General features: G+C 60.8%; 23 protein-coding genes. 14 read left to right on the forward strand and 9 right to left on the reverse strand.

What is annotated here, in order from left to right:
* Positions 1-20: 20 nt before the first annotated feature.
* From ACZ9XP_RS12945 to ACZ9XP_RS12960, 4 genes are read left to right on the forward strand one after another with little or no spacing between them, the layout of a single operon-like run.
* A complete protein-coding gene (locus tag ACZ9XP_RS12945) occupies positions 21-3,875 on the forward strand; it encodes a YhdP family protein (RefSeq protein ID WP_465188555.1) in 3,855 nt (1,284 codons plus the stop codon).
* A gap of 15 nt (positions 3,876-3,890) precedes the next feature.
* Positions 3,891-4,700 carry a carbon-nitrogen hydrolase family protein gene (locus tag ACZ9XP_RS12950; protein WP_147687886.1) on the forward strand — a complete coding sequence of 270 codons (810 nt, stop codon included), beginning with the start codon at positions 3,891-3,893 and terminating at the stop codon, positions 4,698-4,700.
* A gap of 11 nt (positions 4,701-4,711) precedes the next feature.
* The gene (gene tldD, locus ACZ9XP_RS12955) at positions 4,712-6,148 is read left to right on the forward strand and encodes a metalloprotease TldD (protein WP_147687887.1); all 1,437 of its coding nucleotides are present in this window, start codon (positions 4,712-4,714) and stop codon (positions 6,146-6,148) included.
* A gap of 59 nt (positions 6,149-6,207) precedes the next feature.
* Positions 6,208-6,702, forward strand: a complete 495-nt coding sequence (locus ACZ9XP_RS12960) for a MarR family winged helix-turn-helix transcriptional regulator (RefSeq protein ID WP_465188556.1) — start codon at positions 6,208-6,210, stop codon at positions 6,700-6,702.
* Between the two features lie 88 nt (positions 6,703-6,790).
* Here ACZ9XP_RS12960 and msrB read toward each other — a convergent pair whose 3' ends face one another.
* From msrB to ACZ9XP_RS12980, 4 genes are all read right to left on the reverse strand, one after another.
* A complete protein-coding gene (gene msrB, locus ACZ9XP_RS12965; protein WP_465188557.1) occupies positions 6,791-7,186 on the reverse strand; it encodes a peptide-methionine (R)-S-oxide reductase MsrB in 396 nt (131 codons plus the stop codon).
* 43 nt (positions 7,187-7,229) lie between these two features.
* Entirely contained in the window at positions 7,230-7,877 is a 648-nt protein-coding gene (locus ACZ9XP_RS12970; RefSeq protein WP_465188558.1) for a histidine phosphatase family protein, read from the reverse strand.
* A gap of 46 nt (positions 7,878-7,923) precedes the next feature.
* Positions 7,924-8,799 carry an AEC family transporter gene (locus tag ACZ9XP_RS12975; protein WP_465188559.1) on the reverse strand — a complete coding sequence of 292 codons (876 nt, stop codon included), beginning with the start codon at positions 8,797-8,799 and terminating at the stop codon, positions 7,924-7,926.
* Between the two features lie 121 nt (positions 8,800-8,920).
* The gene (locus tag ACZ9XP_RS12980) at positions 8,921-10,285 is read right to left on the reverse strand and encodes a deoxyguanosinetriphosphate triphosphohydrolase (protein WP_465188560.1); all 1,365 of its coding nucleotides are present in this window, start codon (positions 10,283-10,285) and stop codon (positions 8,921-8,923) included.
* Positions 10,286-10,442: 157 nt separating this feature from the next.
* Between ACZ9XP_RS12980 and ACZ9XP_RS12985 the strand changes: the two genes are divergently transcribed.
* Entirely contained in the window at positions 10,443-11,669 is a 1,227-nt protein-coding gene (locus ACZ9XP_RS12985; RefSeq protein WP_465188561.1) for an MFS transporter, read from the forward strand.
* A complete protein-coding gene (locus ACZ9XP_RS12990; RefSeq protein ID WP_465188562.1) occupies positions 11,669-12,292 on the forward strand; it encodes a helix-turn-helix transcriptional regulator in 624 nt (207 codons plus the stop codon). The genes ACZ9XP_RS12985 and ACZ9XP_RS12990 overlap by 1 nt, the downstream gene beginning before the upstream one ends.
* Positions 12,293-12,336: 44 nt before the next feature.
* Here ACZ9XP_RS12990 and ACZ9XP_RS12995 read toward each other — a convergent pair whose 3' ends face one another.
* On the reverse strand, positions 12,337-13,218 hold the full coding sequence (locus ACZ9XP_RS12995) for a hypothetical protein (RefSeq protein WP_465188563.1): 882 nt from the start codon (positions 13,216-13,218) through the stop codon (positions 12,337-12,339).
* Positions 13,219-13,557: 339 nt separating this feature from the next.
* On the opposite strand from ACZ9XP_RS12995, the gene ACZ9XP_RS13000 reads away from it, so the two are divergent.
* Positions 13,558-14,043 carry an AtaL-like protein gene (locus tag ACZ9XP_RS13000; protein ID WP_465188564.1) on the forward strand — a complete coding sequence of 162 codons (486 nt, stop codon included), beginning with the start codon at positions 13,558-13,560 and terminating at the stop codon, positions 14,041-14,043.
* A gap of 58 nt (positions 14,044-14,101) precedes the next feature.
* Positions 14,102-14,533, forward strand: a complete 432-nt coding sequence (locus ACZ9XP_RS13005; RefSeq protein ID WP_147687896.1) for a cytochrome c — start codon at positions 14,102-14,104, stop codon at positions 14,531-14,533.
* 106 nt (positions 14,534-14,639) lie between these two features.
* On the opposite strand, the gene ACZ9XP_RS13010 is transcribed toward ACZ9XP_RS13005, so the two are convergent.
* Complete coding sequence (locus ACZ9XP_RS13010) at positions 14,640-15,071, reverse strand: cytochrome c (RefSeq protein WP_147687897.1); 432 nt, start codon at positions 15,069-15,071, stop codon at positions 14,640-14,642.
* Positions 15,072-15,223: 152 nt separating this feature from the next.
* On the opposite strand from ACZ9XP_RS13010, the gene ACZ9XP_RS13015 reads away from it, so the two are divergent.
* The 5 genes from ACZ9XP_RS13015 (at position 15,224) to ACZ9XP_RS13035 (ending at position 19,299) form a co-directional block, all read left to right on the forward strand.
* Positions 15,224-15,658 (forward strand): Fur family transcriptional regulator, encoded by a 435-nt coding sequence (locus ACZ9XP_RS13015; RefSeq protein ID WP_147687898.1) that lies wholly within the window; start codon positions 15,224-15,226, stop codon positions 15,656-15,658.
* Entirely contained in the window at positions 15,646-16,578 is a 933-nt protein-coding gene (locus ACZ9XP_RS13020; protein WP_206211368.1) for a CobW family GTP-binding protein, read from the forward strand. Before ACZ9XP_RS13015 ends, ACZ9XP_RS13020 begins: the two co-directional genes overlap by 13 nt.
* A gap of 200 nt (positions 16,579-16,778) precedes the next feature.
* Complete coding sequence (locus tag ACZ9XP_RS13025; protein WP_147687900.1) at positions 16,779-17,519, forward strand: ABC transporter ATP-binding protein; 741 nt, start codon at positions 16,779-16,781, stop codon at positions 17,517-17,519.
* Positions 17,519-18,394 (forward strand): metal ABC transporter permease, encoded by an 876-nt coding sequence (locus tag ACZ9XP_RS13030; RefSeq protein WP_147687901.1) that lies wholly within the window; start codon positions 17,519-17,521, stop codon positions 18,392-18,394. Before ACZ9XP_RS13025 ends, ACZ9XP_RS13030 begins: the two co-directional genes overlap by 1 nt.
* 8 nt (positions 18,395-18,402) lie before the next feature.
* The gene (locus tag ACZ9XP_RS13035) at positions 18,403-19,299 is read left to right on the forward strand and encodes a metal ABC transporter solute-binding protein, Zn/Mn family (protein ID WP_147687902.1); all 897 of its coding nucleotides are present in this window, start codon (positions 18,403-18,405) and stop codon (positions 19,297-19,299) included.
* Here ACZ9XP_RS13035 and ACZ9XP_RS13040 read toward each other — a convergent pair.
* Positions 19,289-19,951, reverse strand: coding sequence for a sulfite exporter TauE/SafE family protein (locus ACZ9XP_RS13040; RefSeq protein ID WP_147687903.1), 663 nt, complete (start codon positions 19,949-19,951; stop codon positions 19,289-19,291). The two genes, ACZ9XP_RS13035 and ACZ9XP_RS13040, sit on opposite strands and share 11 nt — an antisense overlap.
* A 297-nt stretch (positions 19,952-20,248) precedes the next feature.
* Between ACZ9XP_RS13040 and ACZ9XP_RS13045 the strand changes: the two genes are divergently transcribed.
* Positions 20,249-21,031 carry an enoyl-CoA hydratase gene (locus ACZ9XP_RS13045; RefSeq protein WP_147687904.1) on the forward strand — a complete coding sequence of 261 codons (783 nt, stop codon included), beginning with the start codon at positions 20,249-20,251 and terminating at the stop codon, positions 21,029-21,031.
* A 77-nt stretch (positions 21,032-21,108) separates the two neighbouring features.
* On the opposite strand, the gene ACZ9XP_RS13050 is transcribed toward ACZ9XP_RS13045, so the two are convergent.
* Entirely contained in the window at positions 21,109-21,891 is a 783-nt protein-coding gene (locus ACZ9XP_RS13050; protein WP_147687905.1) for a peptidylprolyl isomerase, read from the reverse strand.
* 18 nt (positions 21,892-21,909) lie between these two features.
* Positions 21,910-22,701, reverse strand: coding sequence for a peptidyl-prolyl cis-trans isomerase (locus ACZ9XP_RS13055; protein WP_147687906.1), 792 nt, complete (start codon positions 22,699-22,701; stop codon positions 21,910-21,912).
* Between the last annotated feature and the right edge of the window lies 1 nt (position 22,702).

The raw sequence follows: 22,702 nt of genomic DNA on the forward strand, positions 1-22,702 counted from the left end.
TTCCACGCAATGACGAAATCGTGACAGAACATTCTACCCCCACTCCCGCCCCCGCAGCAGCACCCGCAGATCAAAGTTTGCGGGTGATTTTCTGGCTGCGCCGTGTCTGCCGCTGGTTGGGCTGGCTGTTGTCGGGCGTCGTGCTGCTGCTGGCGCTGGCTTTCTTGCTGTTCCGCTTTTATGTGCTGCCCAATCTGGATAGCTGGCGCCCGTGGTTGGCCAGCCAGGCCAGCGCGGCGGTGGGCATGCCGGTGTCGCTGGGCCAGCTGCAGGGCCAGTGGCAGTGGCTGGGCCCGCGTTTTACCATCAGCCAGCTGCAAGTGCGCCCGGACCCGGCCAGCCCGGCTGTGACCGTACGCAGCGCGCTGCTGCAGCCTTCCTGGCAGAGCCTGCTGTACCTGGAGCCCCGTCTGGCGCTGCTGCGGCTGGACGGCCTGAGCCTGGACCTGGAACGACGTACTAACGGCCACCTCTACCTGAATGGCGTGGATTTGTCTGCCGGTAAAGGCGATGGCGCCGGGGTGGACTGGCTGCTGCGCCAGGGCGAAGTCAGCATCAGCCTGCAGCGCTTTTCCTGGCAGGACCACCTGTTGGGTTTGCCCGCGTTTACCGCGCGCCAGCTTACCGCCACCTTGAACAACACCCTGCTGGGCCACCAGCTGAAGGTGCAGGCCTTGCCGGCGGCCAGCCAGCTATCGCATGTGGATTTCGAGGCCAGCTGGCAGGGCGGGCGCCTGCGTGACTGGGCGCAATGGCAGGGCAGTGCCACCCTGCAGGCCGATGCCCCGCAGCTGAACTGGCTGCAACGCTATTGGCCCGGGTCGCCGCTATCTGGCCGTGGCGCGGCGTCTTCCCGGGTGCAGCTGTCGTTCGAGGCGGGCCGCCTGACCGCCCTGCAAGGCAAATGGCAGCTGGAAAATGCCGCACTGGGCCTGCCGGGTGAAACCGCCACCGCCGTGCCACGCCTGGCGGGCGAGGTGGATTACCGCAGCCCGGCCGCCGGCCAGCACCAGCTGTCTGCCAAGCACCTCTATCTGCAAACCCGTTTTGGCAGCCTGCTGCAGGACGCAGCTGTCAACGCGCGCTGGCACGATGTGCAAGGCGGCTTTGTGGAGGCTAGCGGACTACAGCTGGCCCCTGTATTGCCACTACTGCAGCCGCACGTGGCAGCCCTGGCCGACAGCCCTGTACGCCAGCTGGCCGGCCAGCTGCAGGGCATGCGCTGGCAGTGGCAGGGCCCGCTACAGCAGCCGCGGAAATACTTGTTCAAAACCCGCTTTTCAGAAGTGGCGCCGCTCACCGATGCGGCCAACATGACGCTGTCGGGCGGCTTGTCTGGCGAGCTGGTGGCCGGTAGCCAGCAGGGCAGGCTCAGCCTGGTGGCTAGCCCCATGCAGCTGGCACTGCCTGGCCAGCTGAAGCAGCCGCTGCGTATCCTGGGCGGCGAGGGCGAGCTGCGCTGGCAGCGCCAGGGCACAGGCTGGCAGCTGGCCATCCCGGCCATGGCCGTGGCCACCCCGGATTTCAGCGCCCGCCTGCAGGGGCTGGTGCGGCTGCCCGCGCAGGGCGCTAGCCAGAGTGATTTGCAGCTGGCGATCGACCGCGTGGCCATTAACCGTGTGCCAGCTTACCTGCCGCAGCTTATCGGCAGCGACACGCTGACGTGGCTGGAGAGCGCGCTGCAAGGCGGCCAGGCGCGCCAGGTGCGTGCCACGCTGCAGGGCGATGTGCTGCAGTTCCCCTTTGCCGGTGGCCGCGGTGGCCGCTTTACCGTGGATGCCCAGGTGGCAGGTGGCAAGCTGCGCTTTGACCCGGCCTGGCCGCTGATCGAAGGTATAGAAGGCCAGTACCGCATGCGTAACGACGCCATCGACGTGGCCGCCACGCGTGCCAGCACGGCGGGTATCAGCCTGCAGCAGGTTGCGGTGCGTTTGCCTGACACCATGCAAGACACGCAAACCTTGCAGATAGATGGCCTGGCACAGGGCGAGCTGTCTGCCATGCTGGGCTACACCCGCCTGAGCCCGGTGGATGGCTGGCTGGGCGGCTTTTTGTCCGCGCTGGACAGCACGGGCCCGGGCAAACTCAAGCTGGGCCTGGCCATACCGCTGGATAACGTCGAGAAAACCCGTGTCAGTGGTGACGTGTATCTGGCAGGGAATACCCTGCAGCTGCGTAGCTTGCCGCTACCGCTGCTCACCGGCATAGACGGCGTATTGCACTTCAACGAACATGGCATTGCCAGCCCCGGCATAGACTACAGCGCCTTTGGTGGGCGTAGCCGCCTGCAGGCTAGCCTGGATGCGCGCGGGCACATGCAGTTCACCAGCCAGGGCCAGGTAGACGTACCGCAGGTATTACAGCAGTACGTGCCATTTCTCGCCCCTTATGCGCTGGGTCAAACCGGCTATCGGGCAGACTTTACCGTCAGCAACACGCTGGATGCGCTGACCGTACAGTCCAGCCTGCAAGGCGTGCGCACCACAGTGCCCGCCCCGCTGGCCAAAACAGCAGAGCAAAGCTGGCCGCTACAGCTGGGGGTGTTTGCCACCCAAGCGGGCTGGCAGGTCGATTGGCAGATACCGCAGCACGCGCAGGGGCTGGTAGCGCTGGGTCATGATGGCCAGCTGCTGGGCGCTGGCGTGGGCGTGGGTGCCGACGCACCCGACCCGCAAGGCCGCATTGCCATCAAGGTAGACGCACCGGCACTGCAGCTGGGCCCGTGGCTGGCAGCGCTGCCAGCCGGGGCGGCCGATGGCGGGCTGTGGCCGCTGCCGTTATCGCTAGGTATCAGCACGCCGCGTTTCATGGCGCAGGGCAAGGTGCTGAGCAATGTGCAGGCCGCACTGGGCTGGCGTGGTGGCGACAGCCCGCTACAGCTGAACGTGAAATCGCGTGAAGTCAGCGGCACGCTGCAGTACATGCCGCATGGCAAGGGCAGGCTGCAGGCGCGGCTGGCCCACCTGGCGCTGCCGCTGGACGACGACGGCCTGCCGGCCGCCAGCGAACCCGAGCCGGAGATCAGCATCCCCGGGCTGGATGTGGATATTGCGGCGCTGCAATGGAAGGACAAAGTGTTGGGCAGCCTGAGCCTAAAAGCACAGCACCAGCCGCAGCTGTGGCTGCTGGACGAAGTGCTGCTGCAAACACCCGAAGGCAAGCTCACCATGAGCGGCGCCGCACCGGAAGGCAAAAGCAGCGGCGCACGCCGTACGGAAATCAGCTTTGCGGCCAACAGCCAGAACGCTGGTGCACTGCTGGCGCGGCTGGGGGTGCCCGACGCGCTGGTGGGCGGCGAGGGCGAGCTGAATGGTCGGGTAAACTGGCTGGGCCATGCAGCGGCATTTGATCTGGCGCGCATGAGCGGCAGCGTCAAGCTGGACCTGCGCAAGGGCCGCTTTGCCCAGATAGACCCTGGCGCAGCGCGTCTGCTGGGGGTGCTGAGCCTGCAGTCGCTATCGCGCCGCATCCGCCTGGATTTCACCGACGTCTTCAGCAGCGGCTTCGCTTTTGACAGCCTCACCGGTAGCGCCGACATCGACGCCGGGGTGTTCCGTTCCAGCAATGTGCTATTGCAGGGGCCAGCCGCCAAAGTTACCTTGCAGGGAGAGGCTGACCTGGCCAATAACCGTCAGCAGGTGGCGGTGCGTATTACCCCCACTTTGTCGGAAGGTGTGGCGGTGCTGACTGGCGCCTCGTTATTGAACCCGGTGCTGGGCGCCATTACCTTTGCCGCGCAAAAACTGCTGAAAGACCCGGTCAGCCAGATACTGTCATTTGATTACGATGTCACCGGCAGCCTTACCGACCCCCAGGTGCGCAAGGTAGGGCAACGGGTAGAAAACAAACCGGCGGCAGCCCCGGCTGCCCCTTGATGCTGGAGTATCGAGATGGATAAAGCGTTTAAAGTTGCCGCCGTGCAAATGGTGTCGGGCACCGAGCCACAGCACAACCTGGCCCGTGCCGCACAGCTGGTGGCCGAGGCTGCCGCACAGGGGGCACAGCTGGTGGTGCTGCCAGAATATTTTTGCCTGATGGGCCGGCACGATGGCGACAAGGTCGCCATCCGCGAAGCCTACGGCAGCGGCCCGCTGCAAGCTGCGCTGGCCGCCATGGCGCGTGATAACGGCGTGTGGCTGGTGGGCGGTACGATTCCGCTGGCCTGCCCGGACGATGGCCGCGTCTATAACACCCTGCTGCTGTACGCGCCGGATGGCAGCGTGCACAGCCGCTACGACAAGATTCACCTGTTCGGCTTTACCGGGCAGGGCGAGCGCTATTGCGAATCCGACAGCATTCTGGCGGGTACCCAGCCGCTGCGTGCCAGCACACCGTTGGCCGATATCGCGTTTGGTATCTGCTACGATCTGCGCTTTCCAGAGCTGTTTCGCCGCATGACGCCGTTTGACCTGCTGGTTTTGCCCGCAGCCTTTACCGCCACCACGGGCGCTGCGCACTGGGAAGTGCTGCTGCGCGCCCGTGCCATCGAAAACCAGTGCTACGTGCTGGCCTCGGCGCAGGGTGGCGAACACGAAAACGGCCGCCACACGCATGGCCAGAGCCTGCTGATCGACCCCTGGGGCAATATTGTGGCCCAGATCGGCAAAGGCGAAGGCGTGGTAGTGGGCGACATCGACCCGAATACCCTACACTCGGTACGCAGCCGCCTGCCGGCGCTAGACCACCGCGTGTTTTCCTGAAAGAACAAGACATGAGCCAAATAGCCATTGCCGAGCAGCTGCTGCTGGCACCCTACGGTGTGAATGAAGGCGTGATCGACGCCACCCTGGGCCGCATGCTGGGCCACCAGGTGGACTACGCCGACCTGTATTTCCAGTACACCCGCAGCGAAGGCTGGAGTCTGGAAGAAGGCATTGTCAAAGCGGGTAGTTTCAGCATCGACCAGGGCGTGGGCGTGCGCGCCGTTGCCGGCGACAAAACCGCCTTTGCCTACTCGGACGACATCAGCCCGTTTGCTTTGGGCAAAGCTGCCGACGCCGTGCGCGCCATTGGCGCCGCCGGTGGCCATGGCAACGCCGGTGCCGTCGCCCTGCGTCACGGTAGCGGCCTGTATGTGGCGCAAGACCCGCTGGACAGCCTGCCGGCCGAGGCCAAGGTGGCCATTTTGCAGCAGGTAGAAAAGCTGGCCCGCGCCGCCGACCCGCGCATCATCCAGGTGATGGCAGGGTTGGCCGCAGAGTACGACGTGGTATACATCGCGCGCCACGACGGCGTGCGTGCCGCCGACGTGCGCCCGCTGGTGCGCCTGTCCGTTACCGTGATTGCCGAGCAGAACGGCCGCCGCGAAGTGGGTAGCAGTGGCGGCGGTGGCCGCTACGACCTGACCCGCTTTGGCGATGCGCAAATCGCCCATCATGTACAAAAAGCGGTGAAACAGGCGCTAGTCAACTTGGAAGCGCGCCCGGCACCGGCCGGCCAGATGACAGTGGTGCTGGGTGCCGGCTGGCCCGGCGTGCTGCTGCACGAGGCCATCGGCCACGGCCTGGAAGGCGACTTCAACCGCAAGGGCACCTCGGCCTTTAGCGGCATGATCGGCCAGCGCGTGGCCGCCGCGGGCGTCACCGTGGTGGACGACGGTACGCTGGCCGACCGCCGCGGCTCGCTATCCATCGACGACGAAGGCAATGCCACCCACCGCACCGTACTGATCGAAGACGGCATCCTCAAAGGCTATATGCAGGACGCCATGAATGCGCGCCTGATGGGGGTAGCCCCCACCGGCAACGGCCGCCGCGAGTCCTACGCGCACATCCCCATGCCACGCATGACCAACACCTACATGCTGGGTGGCGACAAAACACCGGAAGAAATCATCGCCTCGGTGCCGGACGGCATTTATGCGGCCAACTTTGGCGGCGGGCAGGTGGATATCACCAGCGGCAAGTTCGTGTTCTCTGCCTCCGAAGCGTGGAAGATCGAAAACGGCAAGCTGGCCTACCCGGTAAAAGGCGCCACCCTGATCGGCAACGGCCCGGAAGTGTTGAACTACGTGGCCATGATCGGCAACGATATGGCGCTGGACGAAGGCGTAGGCGTGTGCGGCAAGGAAGGCCAGAGTGTGCCGGTAGGCGTAGGCCAGCCCACGCTGCGCATCGATGGTGGCCTGACCGTAGGCGGTACCGGCTAAGCGTGCGCCGCCTGCCGCGGGCGGGCGGCCTTTCATTACTTACATAAAAGCTATAACAGATGGCAAACAGCAACACAGCGCAGCCCGATGCGGCAACCCCACTGGCAGTCTTGCAGCTGTTTCGCGTGGTGTTTCGCGCGGCACAGCAGTATTCCGCCGACACCGAAAAGCAGCTGGGCATTTCCGGGGCGCAGGCCTGGCTGATGGCCGAATTGTACGAACACGGGCCGCAAAAAGCCGGTGACCTGGCTGCGCGCATGGCCATCAAACCGGCCACGCTGAGCAATATGCTGATCAAGTTGGTGGAGCTGGGTTACCTGGCCCGCCAGCGCAGCGAGAAAGACCAGCGCGTGGTGGAGGTGTCGCTGACCGAGCAGGGCCGTACGCTAATGGCCGGCACGGGTTGTGCACCGCGTGGCTGGCTGCCCGAGGCGCTGGGCAAACTGCCGCCCGAGCAGCTGCAGGGCCTGGCTTCTGGCCTGGGCGGTATGCTGGCTGCCATGAACGTGCCGCTGGCGGACGGTAGCGACAAACCGCTGCCGTTTACCGAGTAAGTGCGGCCAACGTAGGCTTAGCCCCGTTAAACAAAAAGCCCCTGCATCATGATGCAGGGGCTTTTGTGTGTGCGGCAGTGACGATCGGTCAGGCATCTTCAAAGCGCAATGCGACCGAGTTGATGCAGTAGCGTTCGCCGGTAGGAGGCGGACCATCGTCGAATACATGGCCCAGGTGGGCGTCGCAGCGGGCGCAGCGCACTTCGGTGCGGATCATGCCGTGGCTGGTGTCGCGAATGCGCTGGATGCTGCCGGGGATGGCTTCTTCCCAGAAACTGGGCCAGCCACAGCCAGCGTCGAATTTGGTGGCTGATTCAAACAGCAGGCTGTCGCAGCACAGGCAGTAGTAGCGGCCAGCCCGGTTGTGAAAGTAGTGCTCGCCGGTAAACGGGCGCTCGGTGCCGGCTTCTCGGGTCACGTAGTATTGCTCCGGCGAGAGCTGGGCGCGCCATTGTTGCGGGGTTTTGAAGATTTTATCGCTCATGGGGGTGTCCTTGCGGCCAACCTTTGGCCTGATAAGTGGGTGGTCAGATCTCGTCCAGCGACATCTCGCCCAGGTGGCGGGTGTCGGCCCAGTGGTCTACCTGCCATTGCTGGCCATCGTAGCTTAGCCAGTTCAGCGAGGCATTGGGTACCACGACCATGCGCTGGCCTTGCAGGCTTTGCCCGCTGGCCAGGCGGTAGATCATGTCCAGTACGCCGCCATGGGCCACCAGCAGGATACGTTGGCCGCGATGCTGCTGTGCCAGCCGGTCTACGGCTTGGTGAATACGCTCGGCAAAGGTCTGGATGCTCTCGCCACCGTACAGGTCGTGCTGTAGCGAGCGGGCGCTGTAGGCGGCCCAGGCTTCGGGGTGGGTCTGTGCTGCCTCGTCCAGGCGGGCGCCTTGCATGGCGCCAAAGTGGCGTTCCATCAGCGCGGGGGCGGTGTGCACGGGCAGCTGCAGCACGCTGGCAAGCGGCTGGGCGGTCGCAAAGGCGCGCTGTAGTGGGCTGCTGTACAGCGCGTCAAAACGGTGGCCGGCTTGCGCGATGGCAGCAGCCAGCTGGCTGGCTTGCTGTTGGCCTTGCTGGTTGAGGGGGATGTCGAGCTGGCCTTGCAGGCGGCGCTCGGCATTCCAGTCGGTTTCGCCGTGGCGTACTAGGCAGAAGCGGGTAAGGTCGCGGGTGGGCATGGCGTGTTCCAAGGTGCTATGCCGGCAGTGTAATGGATTTCCGGCCCTAGCCTAGCGCCAGTACCAGGCCCAGCGGCACAAACAGCAGGCTGGCCAGGTTGCCGATCAGCACGATGGAAGCCATGCTTTCCGGCTCCTGCTGGTAAAGCTCGGCCATCAGGAAGTTCAGCACCGCAGGCGGCAGGGCACCAAACAAGATCAGCAGCGCGTGCTGGCTGGTGTTTAGCTGCAGTAGCGGGCTGGCCAGCAGGGCGGCGGCCAGGCCGGTAAGCGGGCAGAGTACGGCGCCCAGCAGGCCAATACGCCAGCCGGCCAGGCTGACATCGACCATGCGCACGCCCAGTGCAAACAGCATCAGCGGGATGGTCATGTCGCCCAGCATCTTCATGCCCAGGATCAGCCAGTCTGGCAGGTGCCAGCCGGCCAGGCCAAACAGCAAGCCCAGCAGGGTGGCGATGACGATGGGGTTGCGGCTCAGCCCGCGCAGGCTGGTGTGGCGGCTGAAAATAAAAGCGCCCAGGGTAAAGTGCAGCAGGTTGGACACCACAAACAGCACCACAAAAGCGTTGAAGCCGTCGCGGCCAAAGGCTAGCAGGGCCAGTGGCAGCCCCATATTGCCACAGTTGTTGAACATGACCGGCGGTAGCAGGGTGCGCGGGCTGGCCCCGGCCAGGCGGGCAACAGGCCAGGCGAGCAGGCCGGACAGCAGCACCACGACGACGGCGGCAGGCATCAGTTTCCATTGTGCGACCAGCTGAAAGTCTTTTGCCGACAGCGCGCTGAATACCAGCAGTGGTACGCAGACATCCATATTGAGCTTGTTGGCCGCGCGCATGTCGGGCCGCACGCGGCGGGCGTACAGCCAGCCTATCAGCACGATGATGAGGACGGGCAGGATGATGGTGAGGATGCGTTCAATCATGATGGCGTGCCGGGTGGGGGATAGGCATTGTCGCTGGGTGGCTACCTGGCGTGACTGAGGGTTTACCCTTGGTTGTGGTGTGTGGCGGGGAACAGGCTGTTCGGCAAACAGCCTGTCGCCGCTACAGAATGCCGACGCCGGATATTTCGCGCGCCAGGTTGGCCGCATAGTTGTCGGTCATGGCGCCAATGTAATCCAGTACACCCATATAGGCCTGGTACAGGGTCTGTCCCTCGGCCAGTGGCTGGGGCAGCAGGCCCAGTGCCAGTGCCTGGCGGGCATTCAGGGCGCTGTCCCCTTGGGTGATGCGGGTGTGTACGGCGGGTACCAGGATATCCAGCACGGTGCCGATGCAGGGGTAGGATGCCAGCTCGGTGACCAGCTTGGTGCGGTGGCGGTAGACCTTCTGGCTGGCCAGCGCCTTGGCGTTGAGCAGGGTGTGTTTGATCTCGGGGGCGCACACGTCGATCAGGTCTTTGCCGGGGAAGGTGCCCGCTAGCAGGGTGTCCTGGTGCAGCATGAATTTTTCGGCGACTTCGGCCACGCAGCGGCCTACGGCAATACCGCGCAACATGGCGCATTTCTGGCTGATGTCGTGGGTTTGCCAGATGCGCTCGGTTTCGCCAAAGTGGCTGAACAGCATCTCGAACTCGCGCACGTCCAGAATGCCGATTTCCACGGCGTCTTCCAGGTCCAGAATGGCGTAGCAGATATCGTCGGCAGCCTCCATCAGGTACGACAGCGGGTGCCGTGCCCATTCGTTTTCGCCCTTGCGCAGCAGGCCCAGCTCGGCGGCCACATGCTCGAAATACGGCAGCTCGGCGCGGTAGATGTTGAATTTGCCCCGTGCCTGCGCGCGCGGTGCGTCGGAGGTCCACGGGTATTTGATCAGCGCGCCCAGCGCGGCACTGGTCAGGCGCATGCCACCTTCGCCCTGGTACATTTCCAGGCTAGCTACCATGCGCAGGCTGTGGGCGTTGCCTTCGTAGGTCTGGATGTCTTGCCGCTCGGCAGGGCTCAGGCCGGCCAGCAGGTGCTGGTGCTGCGGGTGTCGGAACCACTCGCGCAGGGCGTCTTCGCCGGTGTGGCCAAAGGGTGGGTTGCCGATATCGTGTGCCAGGCAGGCGACCTGTACGGCGCCGCCAATATCGAACGGGGTGTAGCCATCCGGCAGTAGGCCCTGTGCCTGCATCATGGCGCCCACGCGGTTACCCAGGCTGCGGCCAACGCTGGCAACTTCTACGCTGTGGGTCAGGCGGTTGTGGGTGTGGTCGTTGTGGGCTAGCGGGTGTACCTGGGTTTTGCGGCCCAGGCGGCGAAAGGCGCTGGAAAACACCACGCGGTCGTGGTCGATGTGAAAGTCGCTACGCAGGCCGGCGGCGCCTTCCAGCGTGGCGGGGGTGCGGGTCTGGCGTACTTCCTGGTCGATCAGCTTGAAGCGGCGGGTGGAAAGCAGCTGTTGCCACTGCATGCGGGGTGTGTTCATGGTGGTGTTCCGTTGGGAGGCTGCCAATATCATGCCAGAAACCGGCTGGCTTGCAGCGCTTGTCATGATAGTAAACTTTTTTGTTTACAAAATGAACTGCGTCTTTTAGCCTGCAGCCTGGATTCAATGAATGCAGCCACGCTGCGGGAAGACGGGCATGACGGTAGCGCATCCGAAACTGATTTTACTGGCCGTGTGCCTGGTGGCGCTGATGAGTACGGCCGGGGTGGCCATGCCCTACCCGATACTGGCCCCCATTTTTGTCGATGCGCCGGCCGACGGGTTCAATCATTTTGCCGGTTTGCCGCCCAAACTGCTGCTGGGGCTGGCTTTGGCGGCCAACCCGCTGGGCATTCTGCTGGGCAGTACGTTTATCGGCGCGCTGTCCGACCGCCTGGGCCGGCGCCGCGTGCTGCTATCTACCTTGACCTTGACCCTGGCGGGTTACTTGCTGACCGCCTGGGCGCTGGATCTGCGTTGCTATCTGCTATTTGTGTTTGCCCGTTTCCTGACCGGTGTAACCGAGGGCAATGTCGCGGTAGCACGGGCGATCGTGGCGGACCTGCACCCGCAGCTGGACCGCACGCGCAGCTTTGCCACGCTGAATGCGGTGCTGTATGTGGGCTGGCTGGTGGGGCCGATGATTGGTGGCTTTACTTTGCCACTGGGGGAGCCGGTGCCGTTCCTGATCGGTGCCTTTGCCTTGCTGCCTTGTCTGGCCATTTTGCTATGGGTGCTGCCCGAAACGGGGGAGGCCAAGGGTTTGCAGGGTATGAGCCTGTTGGCCGCCGTGCGTGAGCAGCATGCCTTTCGCCTGCTGCGCCAGGACAAGCTGCTGGCGGCGCTGTTCTGGATGCAGCTGACTTTCGCGCTGGGGGTCAATGCCTTCTACGAGTTTTACCCGCTGTGGCTGGTGGAGTATGCCGGGCTGGGTAGCAGTGGCATTGCCTGGGTAACCGCAGGCCTGTGTCTGATCATGGCACTGACCAGCACGCTGGTGGGCAAGCTGGGGCTGGGGGCAGACCCTTTGCATCGTGCGCGGCAGCAGGCGGTGCTGGTGGGAAGTAGCTTGGTTTTACTCGCGCTGCTGCCAGCAGTGCCAGGCGTTGGCTTGCTTGTGGTCATCGGTTTGCCGCTATCCATCTATAACGCGGTGCTGCCCAGCTGGTGCGCCGAGCGGTTTTCGGCGTATGGCCAGGGGAGTGTCATGGGCCTGCTGAGTACGATCTTTTGCATCAGCAATGTGCTGATTGCCGTTTTTGGCAGTGTGCTGACGCTGGTGGATACCCGTTTGACCATCGCACTGGGTGGTTGCATGTGTCTGTTGGCCGTGGTGATGTTGAACCGCTTGCTGCGGGCCAGTGCGGTAGCCGGGAGAGCGTGATGCGTAGCCAGGACGAAGTATTGTATCTGCTGAAAACGCGGAGTGCCTTGACGGCACAGGCGGTAGCAGAGGCCATGGAACTGACCAGCATGGGTGCCCGCAAGCACCTGCAGCAGCTGCAGCAGCGTGGCCTGGTCGTGGTGGAGGACAGAGCTGCAGGCAAGGGCAGGCCGGCCAGGTTCTGGCTGCTCAGCGATGCCGGCCATGCGCGGTTCCCAGACCGCCATGGCGAGCTTACCGCCCAGCTTATTACCCTGCTGCGCAGTAGCCTGGGCGAGGAAGCGCTGGAAACGCTGGTGGCGGCACGGGAGCAGCAAGCCTTAAGCCACTATCAAGAAAGGCTGGCTGGTGCGCACTCATTGCAAGAACGGTTGGTACAGCTGGTGCAGGCGCGGACCGAGGAAGGTTATATGGCCGAGCTGCAGCCGCAGGAGCAGGGCTGGCTGTTGGTGGAAAATCACTGCCCCATTTGTGCTGCGGCAAAGGCGTGCCAGGGGTTTTGCCGTTCCGAATTGCAGCAGTTTCAGCAGTTGTTATCAGGCGCCACGGTGAGTCGCGCCGAGCATTTGCTGGATGGTGGGCAGCGGTGTGTTTATCAGATTATCCCGTTGGTGCAAGCATGAAAAAACCCCGCCGCAGCGGGGTGTGAAGTTGGCGTGTACATGTCTCAGATGGTGACAGTAACGCGTGACTGGTTTTTGCCAGGGCTGCTGGTCGGTATTTCATAACCCAGCATAAACATGGCTGATTCAAATTTGCGCAGCGCATCGGGCTGTTGGCACCAGTCGGCAGTGGATTGCGCCAGTGCGGCATTGACTACCCAGCCCGCACGGATTTTCCACTCGGCATGGAAGCGGCTGCGATTGGCCAGCTGTTTGAAGTGCAGCAATTCGGTGCTGGGGTTTCTGTTCATGGTGGAAGCGCCGGGTGCCCACGGAAAGCAAAGCTCTTCCGGCAATAGCATGCGGCGGCTTTCACAGAACTGGCGTACCAGATAGCCCATGGCTGCGCCAGTACGTCCGTCGTAGATCATGACGTTGTCGGCTGCCAGTGCATACACCTTGGTAAAGCCGGCATTCATGCGCAACTCGCCGTCAAACCGCGCCACATCGGGCTCGTCAGACTGCAAGATGTCCAATGCCTGTTTGATCTTGCTCACCAATTGGTGCTGGTTATGCCGCGCCCAGTCGCGGTTCAGTGTGTAAAGTTTGATGACCTTGCCACCGGATCCCCACAGCAGGATATCGTCAATGACGGCTACCAGAGCTGCAGCATCATCGGTGGCCAGTGCATGGCGCAAACGGATGCGCATGCTGCTTAGTTGAACCTGATTTTCCTTGAAGTAGTTGCCATTCCAGTAAAAGCGGGAAAATGCTTGTTCCAGGGTGTTGGCAAAAAAATCCCGGTCGTAATTAGCCGGCAGGATCTTGTCACGTACCTTGAATGCATGTTCCCCGAAACTTTCACCGTCCATCCAGCTTGTGAGCTGTCCAATGAAATCCTGGACAGGCTGACGCTGAAGATATTCTGTTTTGCTTGTTAAATTCATATATTTGAACAGGACCCTAGTAGCAGAGAGCGGTAAGTTGTGCTTAAGCGTTACGTGTTTGGGCCAGCATTCTGTAATAAGGCATTTGTGCGTGGCTCAATTTATATTCTCTCACATTCATTTCTTTTCACAACCCTTCAATATGCAATTGTATTTTGATAGCAAATTTTAAATGACAAAGACATTGAATATTAAACTATTTGATTTAAGAACTTTTAGAGAAGCTTTTAAGTTTGGCTATTTTGGACAAAATTTTCGTTAAATTTTTTTTGCCGGTTTTGTTGCTTTTTGGCAACCCGGCGTACAATTGCGGCTTGTTTGGTGACGAAAGGCGGAAAGATGAGGTTTGAGCACCTGGTAAAGATGTTTGATGAGCGCGCCGCAGCGCCGCTGATTTCGCGTCGCCAGCTATGGCTTGGTCTGGTGTTGCGTGCGGAAGATCCATGCCGCTTTGACGAGAACATCACGGAGGCGCGCATCGTGTCTTACGACCAGCAGGAAATGCAGCGCGAGGTGGTGTTTGGCAGCCTGGTGGTGAAGGAGCGTGTGCGTTTTGTCGCGGATACCCAGGTGGCGTACGAAACACAGCCTAGCGAGCATTACACTGCCAGTAAGCTGGATATGTTCATCGAAGAGCCGCAGCCGGGGCATCTGTTTATCCGCTTCGTCTACGAGAACGATTTGCCCGATGGGCCGGTCACAAGCGATACGAACGATCCTGGCTACTATGTGCCGTACCTGAAATCGGCGTATCAGCAGGCGGATACTTTGACTGCCCAGACTATCCTGTCGCTGGCGCAAGAGGGTGTACTGGGTTCTGCTTGATGCCGGATGGTGGGTGAGGTGCCAGGTTGGCCGCAAACTTGTCAAACTGATTTGGGTAATGATGAAAAAACTGATGATTGCTTTCGTGCTGGCTGCTGTAGGGATGCAGGCGCTGGCAGGGGTGGGTGAAGATCGGCAGAAAAGCTTCAAGAAAATGCTGCTGAGCTATGAGCCAATTGGCGTGATGCTACGGGATGGTCCATTCCGCAAGGATCAATTCATTAAACATGCCAATGCATTAAAACTGGCGGCGCCCGTGCCTTTCAGCCAGTTTGCACCCGGCACTATTGATGATGTTAGCCGTGCAAAGCCGGAAATATGGCAGCAGCCTGCGCGCTGGAAGCAAGAAGAAACCCGCTTCTTGCAGGCGGTTTCTGCCTTGCAGGCTGGTGCGGCGAACGATGACCTGGCGACGGTACGCAATAAGTACAACGCAATTAGTCAGAGCTGTAAAAGCTGTCACGACGCGTTTCGCGGCCCCAAGAAATAAGCACATTGGCGCATAATTGCATGGTGCCGTAATAAACAAACCCTGCTGGCGCAAGCAAGCAGGGTTTGTTTTGTGGCGGCAATGCTGGCTTGCATTGCGGCGGGGTTTAGTCTGCGCGGAAGCTATCGTGGCAGGTTTTACAGGTCTTCATGACGGCACCGAATTGTGGCTTGATGTCGTCGAGGGTCTTGGCGCCTGCTGCTGCTTGTTTCAGCTTGGCAACTTCAGCTTTGTGGCTGTCAACGGCCGCTTTGAATTCTGCTGGCTTGGACCAGATTTCTGCCTTGGCATCTGTTTTGCCTTTATCGCTGCCTGGTGTGAAGTACTGCCAGGGTTGCTGGGCAAGCTCATCCAGATGGGCAGCCATTTTGGCGAATTCGTCTTTGTTGAAAGGGCTTTCGCCTTTCACGACTTTGGACATTGGCCCAACGGTTTTCTTGTATTGCTCAAACACATCTTTGCGGGCCTTGATCGGGTCGGCCGCCAGTGCTGGGGTCAGGATGGCGCAGGACAATAAAGCCAGAAGCAGTTTTTTCATCTTTCACCTCGCGGTTACGGGTTAACGGTTGGATTTCCACAAAGCATAGCACAGCAAGCTTACGCGCTGGCTTAGGTAAATATTAAGCCTTGTTAATCACCCTGTTATACCGTAACATTTGAGAACTCCTTTTGTTTGGATGCCTACATCTTATGGAAATCGCCTGTTTTATCGAGGCGGCTGACCGCCATTGCCAGCAGCAGGGCGTGAAGCTGACTGCACTGCGTCGCCAGGTGCTAGAGCTCGTATTGAGTTACAGCGGCGTAGTCAAGGCGTATCAGGTGCTGGCCGACCTGCAAAAACAGCGTGGCATTGCTGCGCCGCCAACAGTGTATCGCGCGCTGGATTTTCTGGTGGCCGCCGGGTTGCTGCACAAGGTGGATGCCTTGAATGGCTACATCGTTTGCCACCACGTAGGGTGTAGCCACGAAGGGCTGATTCTGGTGTGCGGCGACTGCGGCCGTGTAGAAGAGCTGGATGCGACGCCGGTGCTGGATGTGCTGCGCCAGCAAGCCGGTGGTGCGGGGTTTGCCATCAGCCAGCAGAATCTGATGCTGACAGGGCGTTGCGAGGCGTGTCGGACATGAAAAAAACATTAGTCAACGTGCTGACGGGCTTTCTGGGCGTGGGTAAAACCACGGCGCTGCGATACATGATAGCCAACCGCCCTGCACACGAAAAATGGGCCATCATCGTTAACGAGTTTGGCGAAATCGGTATTGACGGCGCCGTGCTGGACAATGGCGAGCTGCCGGTGGCCGAGATTGCCGGTGGCTGCCTGTGCTGCGTGGCTGGTCCGCAAATGACGGTGACTGTAGCTAACCTGGTGCGCCGCGAGCGGCCAGACCGGCTGATTATCGAGGCCAGCGGCCTGGCGCACGCTGCGGGGCTGATTGACGAGCTGCGCGCCGAGCCTTTGGGCAACGCACTGGAAGTGGGCGCCGTGATGACACTAGTCGATCCGCGCCAGTTTGCCAATAACGATTACTTCCGCCAGCCACTGTATCGCGATCAGGTCATGATTGCCGACGTGCTGTTGGCTACCAAGGCGGATTTGTGCGATGCCGACACGCTGGAAGCCTACCGCCAGAAGGCGGCAGGGCTCTTTCCACCCAAGTCTGTGGTGGCCGAAATCCATGAAGGTGCGGCCAACCCGGCCTGGCTAGATGCGGCGGTGCAACCCAAAGCACGTTATCGCCCTGCGGTGAAAAGCGAAGATCAGGCCGGCTGGCAGTCGCAAGGCTGGACCTTGCCACCGGATACCGAGTTTTCCGGCGAGGCCTTGACCGCCTTCTTTGATGCCTTGCCCGACATGGTGTCAGGCTTGGTGCGCGCCAAAGGCGTATTCCGCGTGCTGGATACCTGGCTGTGGCTGAACTGGACAGAGGGCCGTTGGGCGGCAAACCAGGTGGCCTGGCGTCGTGATAACCGCTTTGAGCTGATTGCCAGCCAGATTGATGTCGCCCGCGTTGAGGCGGCGCTGCACGCTTGTGTCTTACCAAAATAATAAAGAACGTATTGCATGCCCCATCACCATAGTCACACCCACCATGCCCACTCTCACCCCCATCCGCACGGCGCGGGCGAGGAAAACCATCTGCCGCGCTGGCGCCTCTTGGCCATGTCTGCGTGGCAGCGCCTGTTGCTGGCTGCCGTACCCCTATGCCTGCTTTGGCTGCTGGTAGGCTGGGCACTGGGAGGGGAGGCATGATCGAGCTGGATAATCTGACGGTGTCCTACCAGCGCCACCCGGCGGTGCACCATGTGAGCGGGCGCTTTGCCGCCGCCACCGCTACCGCCATCTTCGGGCCGAATGGTGCCGGTAAAAGCACGCTGCTGAAAACCATCATGGGGGCGCTGAAGCCGGATAGTGGCCAAGTGGCGTTCAAAGGTATCAGCCGGCGCGATCTGGCTTACTTGCCGCAGCAGTCCGAGATCGACCGCTCCCTGCCTGTGTCGGTGATCGACCTGGTCAGCAGCGGCCACTGGCGCCACAGTGGCCTGTTTGGCCAGGTTGGCCGCGGGCACGACGAAGCCAGCTGGGACGCGCTGGTGGCAGTGGGGCTGGAAGATTTTGCCACGCGGCCCGTGTCGGCGCTGTCTAGCGGGCAGTTTCAGCGTGTGCTGTTTGCCCGCATTCTGGTGCAGGATGCCCGGTTGATCATGCTTGATGAACCCTTTAATGCCGTGGATGCCCGCACCACCCAAGACCTGTTGCAGCTGGTTGCGCGCTGGCAGCAGGAAGGGCGCACAGTCATTGCCGTGCTGCATGACATTGCCCAGGTACGCAGCCATTTTCCCCAGACATTATTGATGGCGCGCGAGGTTATCGCCTGGGGCGATACCGCGGCGGTGCTAACCGAAGAGCGCTTGCGCCAGGCCAGCGAAACGGCCGCCCACTGGCTGGCCAGGGCACCGCTGTGCCAGGTAGACGGGGAGGGGGTGTGATGAACTGGTTGCAAGAGATGCTGATTTCCCCCTTTGCCGATTTTGCCTTCATGCGCCGTGCGCTGGTGGGTTGCCTGGCATTGGCGCTGGGCAGCGCGCCGGTGGGCCTGTTTCTGGTGATGCGCCGCATGAGCCTGATGGGCGATGCCATGAGCCATGCCGTGCTGCCAGGCGCCGCCGTTGCTTACCTCTTGGCGGGCCTGAGTTTGCCGGCCATGAGCCTGGGTGGTTTTGTGGCTGGGGTGCTGGTGGCGGTGCTGGCTGGCCTGGCCACGCGCTATACCGAGGTAAAAGAAGACGCGAGCTTTGCGGCTTTTTATCTGCTGTCGCTGTCCTTGGGGGTGTTACTGGTGTCGAAGTCCGGCAGCAATGTCGACCTGATGCATCTGTTGTTCGGCTCGGTGCTGGCGGTAGACGATGCTGCCCTGTTGCTGGTGGCCGGAGTGGCTACTTTCACCTTGCTGGTATTGGCCGTGATTTACCGGCCGCTGCTGCTGGAGAGCCTGGACCCGGTGTTCATGCGGGCGATTGGTGCGCGTGGCGGTATCTGGCACATGCTGTTCCTGCTGCTGGTAGTGCTGAACCTGGTAGCCGGCTTCCAGGCGCTGGGTACGCTGATGTCGGTGGGCCTGATGATGCTGCCGGCGATTGCCTCGCGCCTGTGGGCGGCCTCCGTGGGCGGCATGCTGATGACTTCGTTTGCCATTGCGGCTTTGTCCGGTGTGGGTGGGCTGTTGCTGTCGTATCACTACGAGCTGCCATCCGGCCCGGCCATCATCCTGCTGGCGGGGCTGGTCTACCTGCTGTCACTGTTGTTTGCACCCCAGGGTGGTTTGCTGCCACAGCTGGTGCGTGCCCGTCATTTCACCAATTAGGAAGAGTCATGCGTAAACTATTTGCCCTCACCCTGGCCATGTCGCCCCTGCTGGCTTGCGCCAAGCTGCCCGTGGTGGCGAGCTTCAGTATTGTTGCCGACGTGGCACGTGAGGTTGGTGGCGAGCGGGTAGAGGTGGTGTCGCTGGTAGCGCCCGATCAGGATGCCCACGTGTTTCAGCCATCGCCAGCCGACGTGCGCAAGTTGGCCGCAGCCAAAGTGTTTGTGGTGAATGGCCTGGGTTTTGAGGGCTGGATGGCACGGCTGAGCAAATCTGCTGCGTTCAAGGGTTTGACCGTCACCGCCGCGGCCAAGGTAAAACCATTAGCCATGGCCGAGCACGAAGAGCACGACGATCATCATGGCCATGATCACGACCATGGCAGGCAAGACCCGCATGCCTGGCATAACCCGCAGAATGTGGTGCTGTATGCCGAAGCGATGGCCGCGGGTTTTGCCAAGGCCGACCCTGCAGGTGCCGCATACTACCGTCAGCGCGCCCAGGCTTATAAAGCGCAGTTGCTGGAGCTGGATGGCTGGGCAGCAAAGAGTTTTGCTGCCATCCCGGCCGAACGCCGCAAAGTCCTGACCTCGCACGACGCTTTTGCTTATCTGGCGGCACGCTACCAGCTACGTTTCATGGCGCCACAAGGCGTCAGTACTGATGCTGAGGCCTCGGCTAAAGGCGTAGCAGCATTGATCCGCCAGGTACGCAAAGAAAAAGTGGGGGCGGTGTTCTTCGAGAATATGGCTGATCGCCGTTTGCTGGATCAGCTCAGCCGCGAGGCCGGGGTGAAAGTGGGTGGCAAACTGTACTCCGATGCGCTGTCTGCCTCACCGGAAGCTTCCAGCTATCTGCAGCTGTTCAAGTCCAATGTGGGTGCCCTGGTGGCTGCTATGAAGTAAACAGGCTGGCCAAGTGCCATAGCCCGATAGCGCAAACGGTCAGCCCGGCAAACAGCCGGACTGGCCGTTGTTGCTTTAGCTGCTGCAGCCTGGCCGCAAAGGCGCCCATCAGCAGCAGGTTGGGCAGGGTGCCCAAGCCGAAACTCAGCATGGCTAGCGCACCACCGCTGGCCGACTGCGTGGCCAGTGCGGCCAGGCTGGCGGTATAGACCAGGCCACAAGGTACCCAGCCCCAGATGGCGCCAACGACGATACTATGCAGCGGGTGGCGTACCGGCAGAAAGCGCCGTGCCAGCGGCTGTAAAAACTGCCAAAGTGGCGATCCCAGTTTCTCTATGCGGCCAACCATGGCAGAGAAGCCTGCCAGGTACAGGCCAAGCAAGATCAGCAAAACGTTTGCCAGAGCAAAAAGGCTTACTTGCAGCGGGCGATAGCTGGCCTGTGCCATACCCCACTCGCTCAAGCCGCCCAGTAGCGCCCCCATCAGCGTATAGCTGCCCAGCCTGCCCAGGTTATACCCCAGTAGCAGTAATGGTTTCTGGCCGGTGCCGGTAACGGAGATGGCCGTGACAATGCCACCGCACATGCCCAGGCAGTGCACGCCGCCGAGCAGGCCGGTAATGAAGAGGGAGAACAGACTGATTTCCAGCATTTTGGTGAAAACAGTTCTAAAACTAAAAAAAGATTGTAGCAGTGATATTAACGAAAACCGCTATTTTTTTGGCTAAATACGCCTATGGTTTATTACATTTGACTAATAATGACATTGGTTTCAACGCGTTGGAAATACTTGAAAAATCATGGTGATAGTCCATTTTTAGTACTAGAAAATATCGACATTTCGTCACAAAATGGTCGCCTTTCCGTGAATGGGGTGGTTTCAATGTCTAGACGTACAGGCACGGCAAGAAAGTCGAATAGCCGTGTAGCACAGGTGGGGAGGTAACGAATGAGCAAGTATATTGTGGTTGAACGATTGGGTCAGTCGGCCATTGTTACCATCAACAACCCACCAGCCAATGCCTGGACGCTGGAGTCGTTGAAGGCACTTACACTGGCCATGGAGGCGCTGGATGCAGATTCACAAGTCCGTAGCGTCGTACTGACCGGTGCAGGGGAGCGCTTCTTTTCTGCGGGAGCCGATCTGGCCCAGTTTGCCTCTGCAGACCGCGAGCAGGCTGCGCGTGTGATTGATGCTTTTGCTGCGGCCTTCAATAGTGTTCGCCAGTTCCGTGGGGTGACCGTGGCGGCGGTAAACGGCTTTGCGCTGGGGGGCGGGCTGGAGTGTGCTCTGGCGTGTGACTACATCGTGATAGAGCGTGGTGCCAAGCTGGGCTTGCCAGAGGCGCTGGTCGGGCTGATCCCTGCTGCAGGTGGAACCAAGGCGCTTACCGAGCGTGTGGGTGTGTCTTGGGCCAAGCGCATCATTCTGGGGGGCGAGCTGGTTGACGCCGATACGGCGTTGAAAATAGGCCTGGCCGAAGAGATCGTCGATGCTGGTCTGGCTAAAATCGTGGCCATCAGCCTTGCCGGCAAAGTAGCTAACCAGTCACGTAGTGCTGTGCTGGCGGCGCGTCGCCTGATTGAGGTGAGTGCGCAGAATACGCTGGAGCGGCAATTGTTGCTGGAAAGAGCCGCTTTCCTGGAGTTGGTGGGCGGTGACGAGCAGCGCGAAGGTGTGGCGGCATTTCTGGAAAAACGCCCGCCTTCATGGCAAGACGATGAAGATTGATTGGTTTAAGCCAATAAAAAAGCCAGCGCTAGTGCTGGCTTTTTTATTGCTCATGGCCGCGATAGCGGCCATGAGGCTTACTGCTGAACCTTGGCCTTGGCCTTCAGGTCTTTGATCAATGCTTCGATGCGCTGGGACTGAATGCGCTGCTCCAGTTGTGGGCGCAGGGCATCTACCGGTGGCGCAGCTTCTACTTTAACATCGTCCAGCTTGATGATGTGGAAACCAAACTGGGTTTTGACTGGTGTGGCCGTTACCTGGCCTTTGGCCAGCTTGATCATTGCTTCGGAGAACGGTGCAACAAAGGTCGCAGGCTCGTTCCAGCCCAGATCGCCACCGTTGACCTTGCTGCCCGGGTCGATGGATTTCTCTTTGGCCAGCTGGTCAAACGGTTTGCCTTTTTTCAGTGCCGACAGTACTGCCTGCGCTTCGGATTCGGTTTTGACCAGGATGTGGCGTGCACGGTAGCTTTTCTTCTCCGGGAACTCGGCTTTCACCTTGTCGTACTCTGCCTTGATCTGGGCATCGGTAATCGGGTTGGTGCGTACGTGTTCCTTGATGAAGCGGTTCGCCAGCGCCATGGCTTGTGCGTTTTCCATTTCAGCCTGGAAATCAGCAGACTTATCCATGCCTTTTTTCACGGCTTCCTGACGCAGGATTTCGGCGGTGATCAGCTGGTCGGTGATCATCTCTTTCATCTGCGGGTTGGCGGGTTGGCCTTGCGCTTCCATCATACGGGCAATAGCGTCAATGCGTTGCTGGCTGATGGTCACGCCATTGACGGATGGGGTTGCCATGGCGGCGGAGCCGGCCAGCAGCAGGGTGGCGGCAATCAGGGAGTGCTTGAAGCGAGTATTCATCAGTCTGTTCCAATCGGATTATTGAATGTTGGCCTTCTGGCGCAGCTCGAGAACAGCGTCGCGGACGGCTTTTTCCTGAAGATCCTGGGCAATACGTGCCTTGATGCTGTCAAACGCCAAGGGCTGGGCATTGCGGATATCTTCTACTTTGAAAATGTGCCAGCCCATTTGCGATTGCAGTGGTTTGGCGCTGATCTGGCCTTTGCCGATGGCTTTCAGTGCTTCGGCCAGTGGTGGTTCCATGGCGGCAAGATTACCCCAGCCCAGGTCGCCACCGCGTTCTTTGCTGGCAGTATCCAGCGATTGGGCTTTGGCCATCTGGTCGAACTTGGCGCCTTTTTTGAGTGCAGCGATAGCCTTGTTGGCCGCAGCTTCATCCGCGAGGATGATCTGGCGGACTTGGACTTCTTTCACATCCTTGAATTGGCTGGCGTAGCGGTCGTATTCGGCTTTGACATCGGCATCGCTTACCGGACGGTTCTTGCTGGCTGCCTCGAAGAATGCCTGCTGCAGCAGGTCATTGCGGGCTTCTGCCAGACGGCTGGCGAACTCGGGGCTCTTGTCCAGGCCGGCTTTATTGGCTGCCTGCAGCACGAGCTCACGGTTGATCAGGCGCTGGCGTACATCTTCGCGCAGGGCTGGGCTGTCCTGGATGCGGCCGCCGTTTGCGCTGACAATCTGGCTGACAGCTTTATCCAGCACGGCTTGGTCGATGACGGTACCGTTCACGGTGGCTACTGGTGCCGCGATGGCCAGGTTGGCCGCGAAGCAGAGCATGCTGATGCCCAGTGCTTTATTCAGTTTTGTCATG

The organism is Vogesella perlucida (assembly GCF_979366545.1).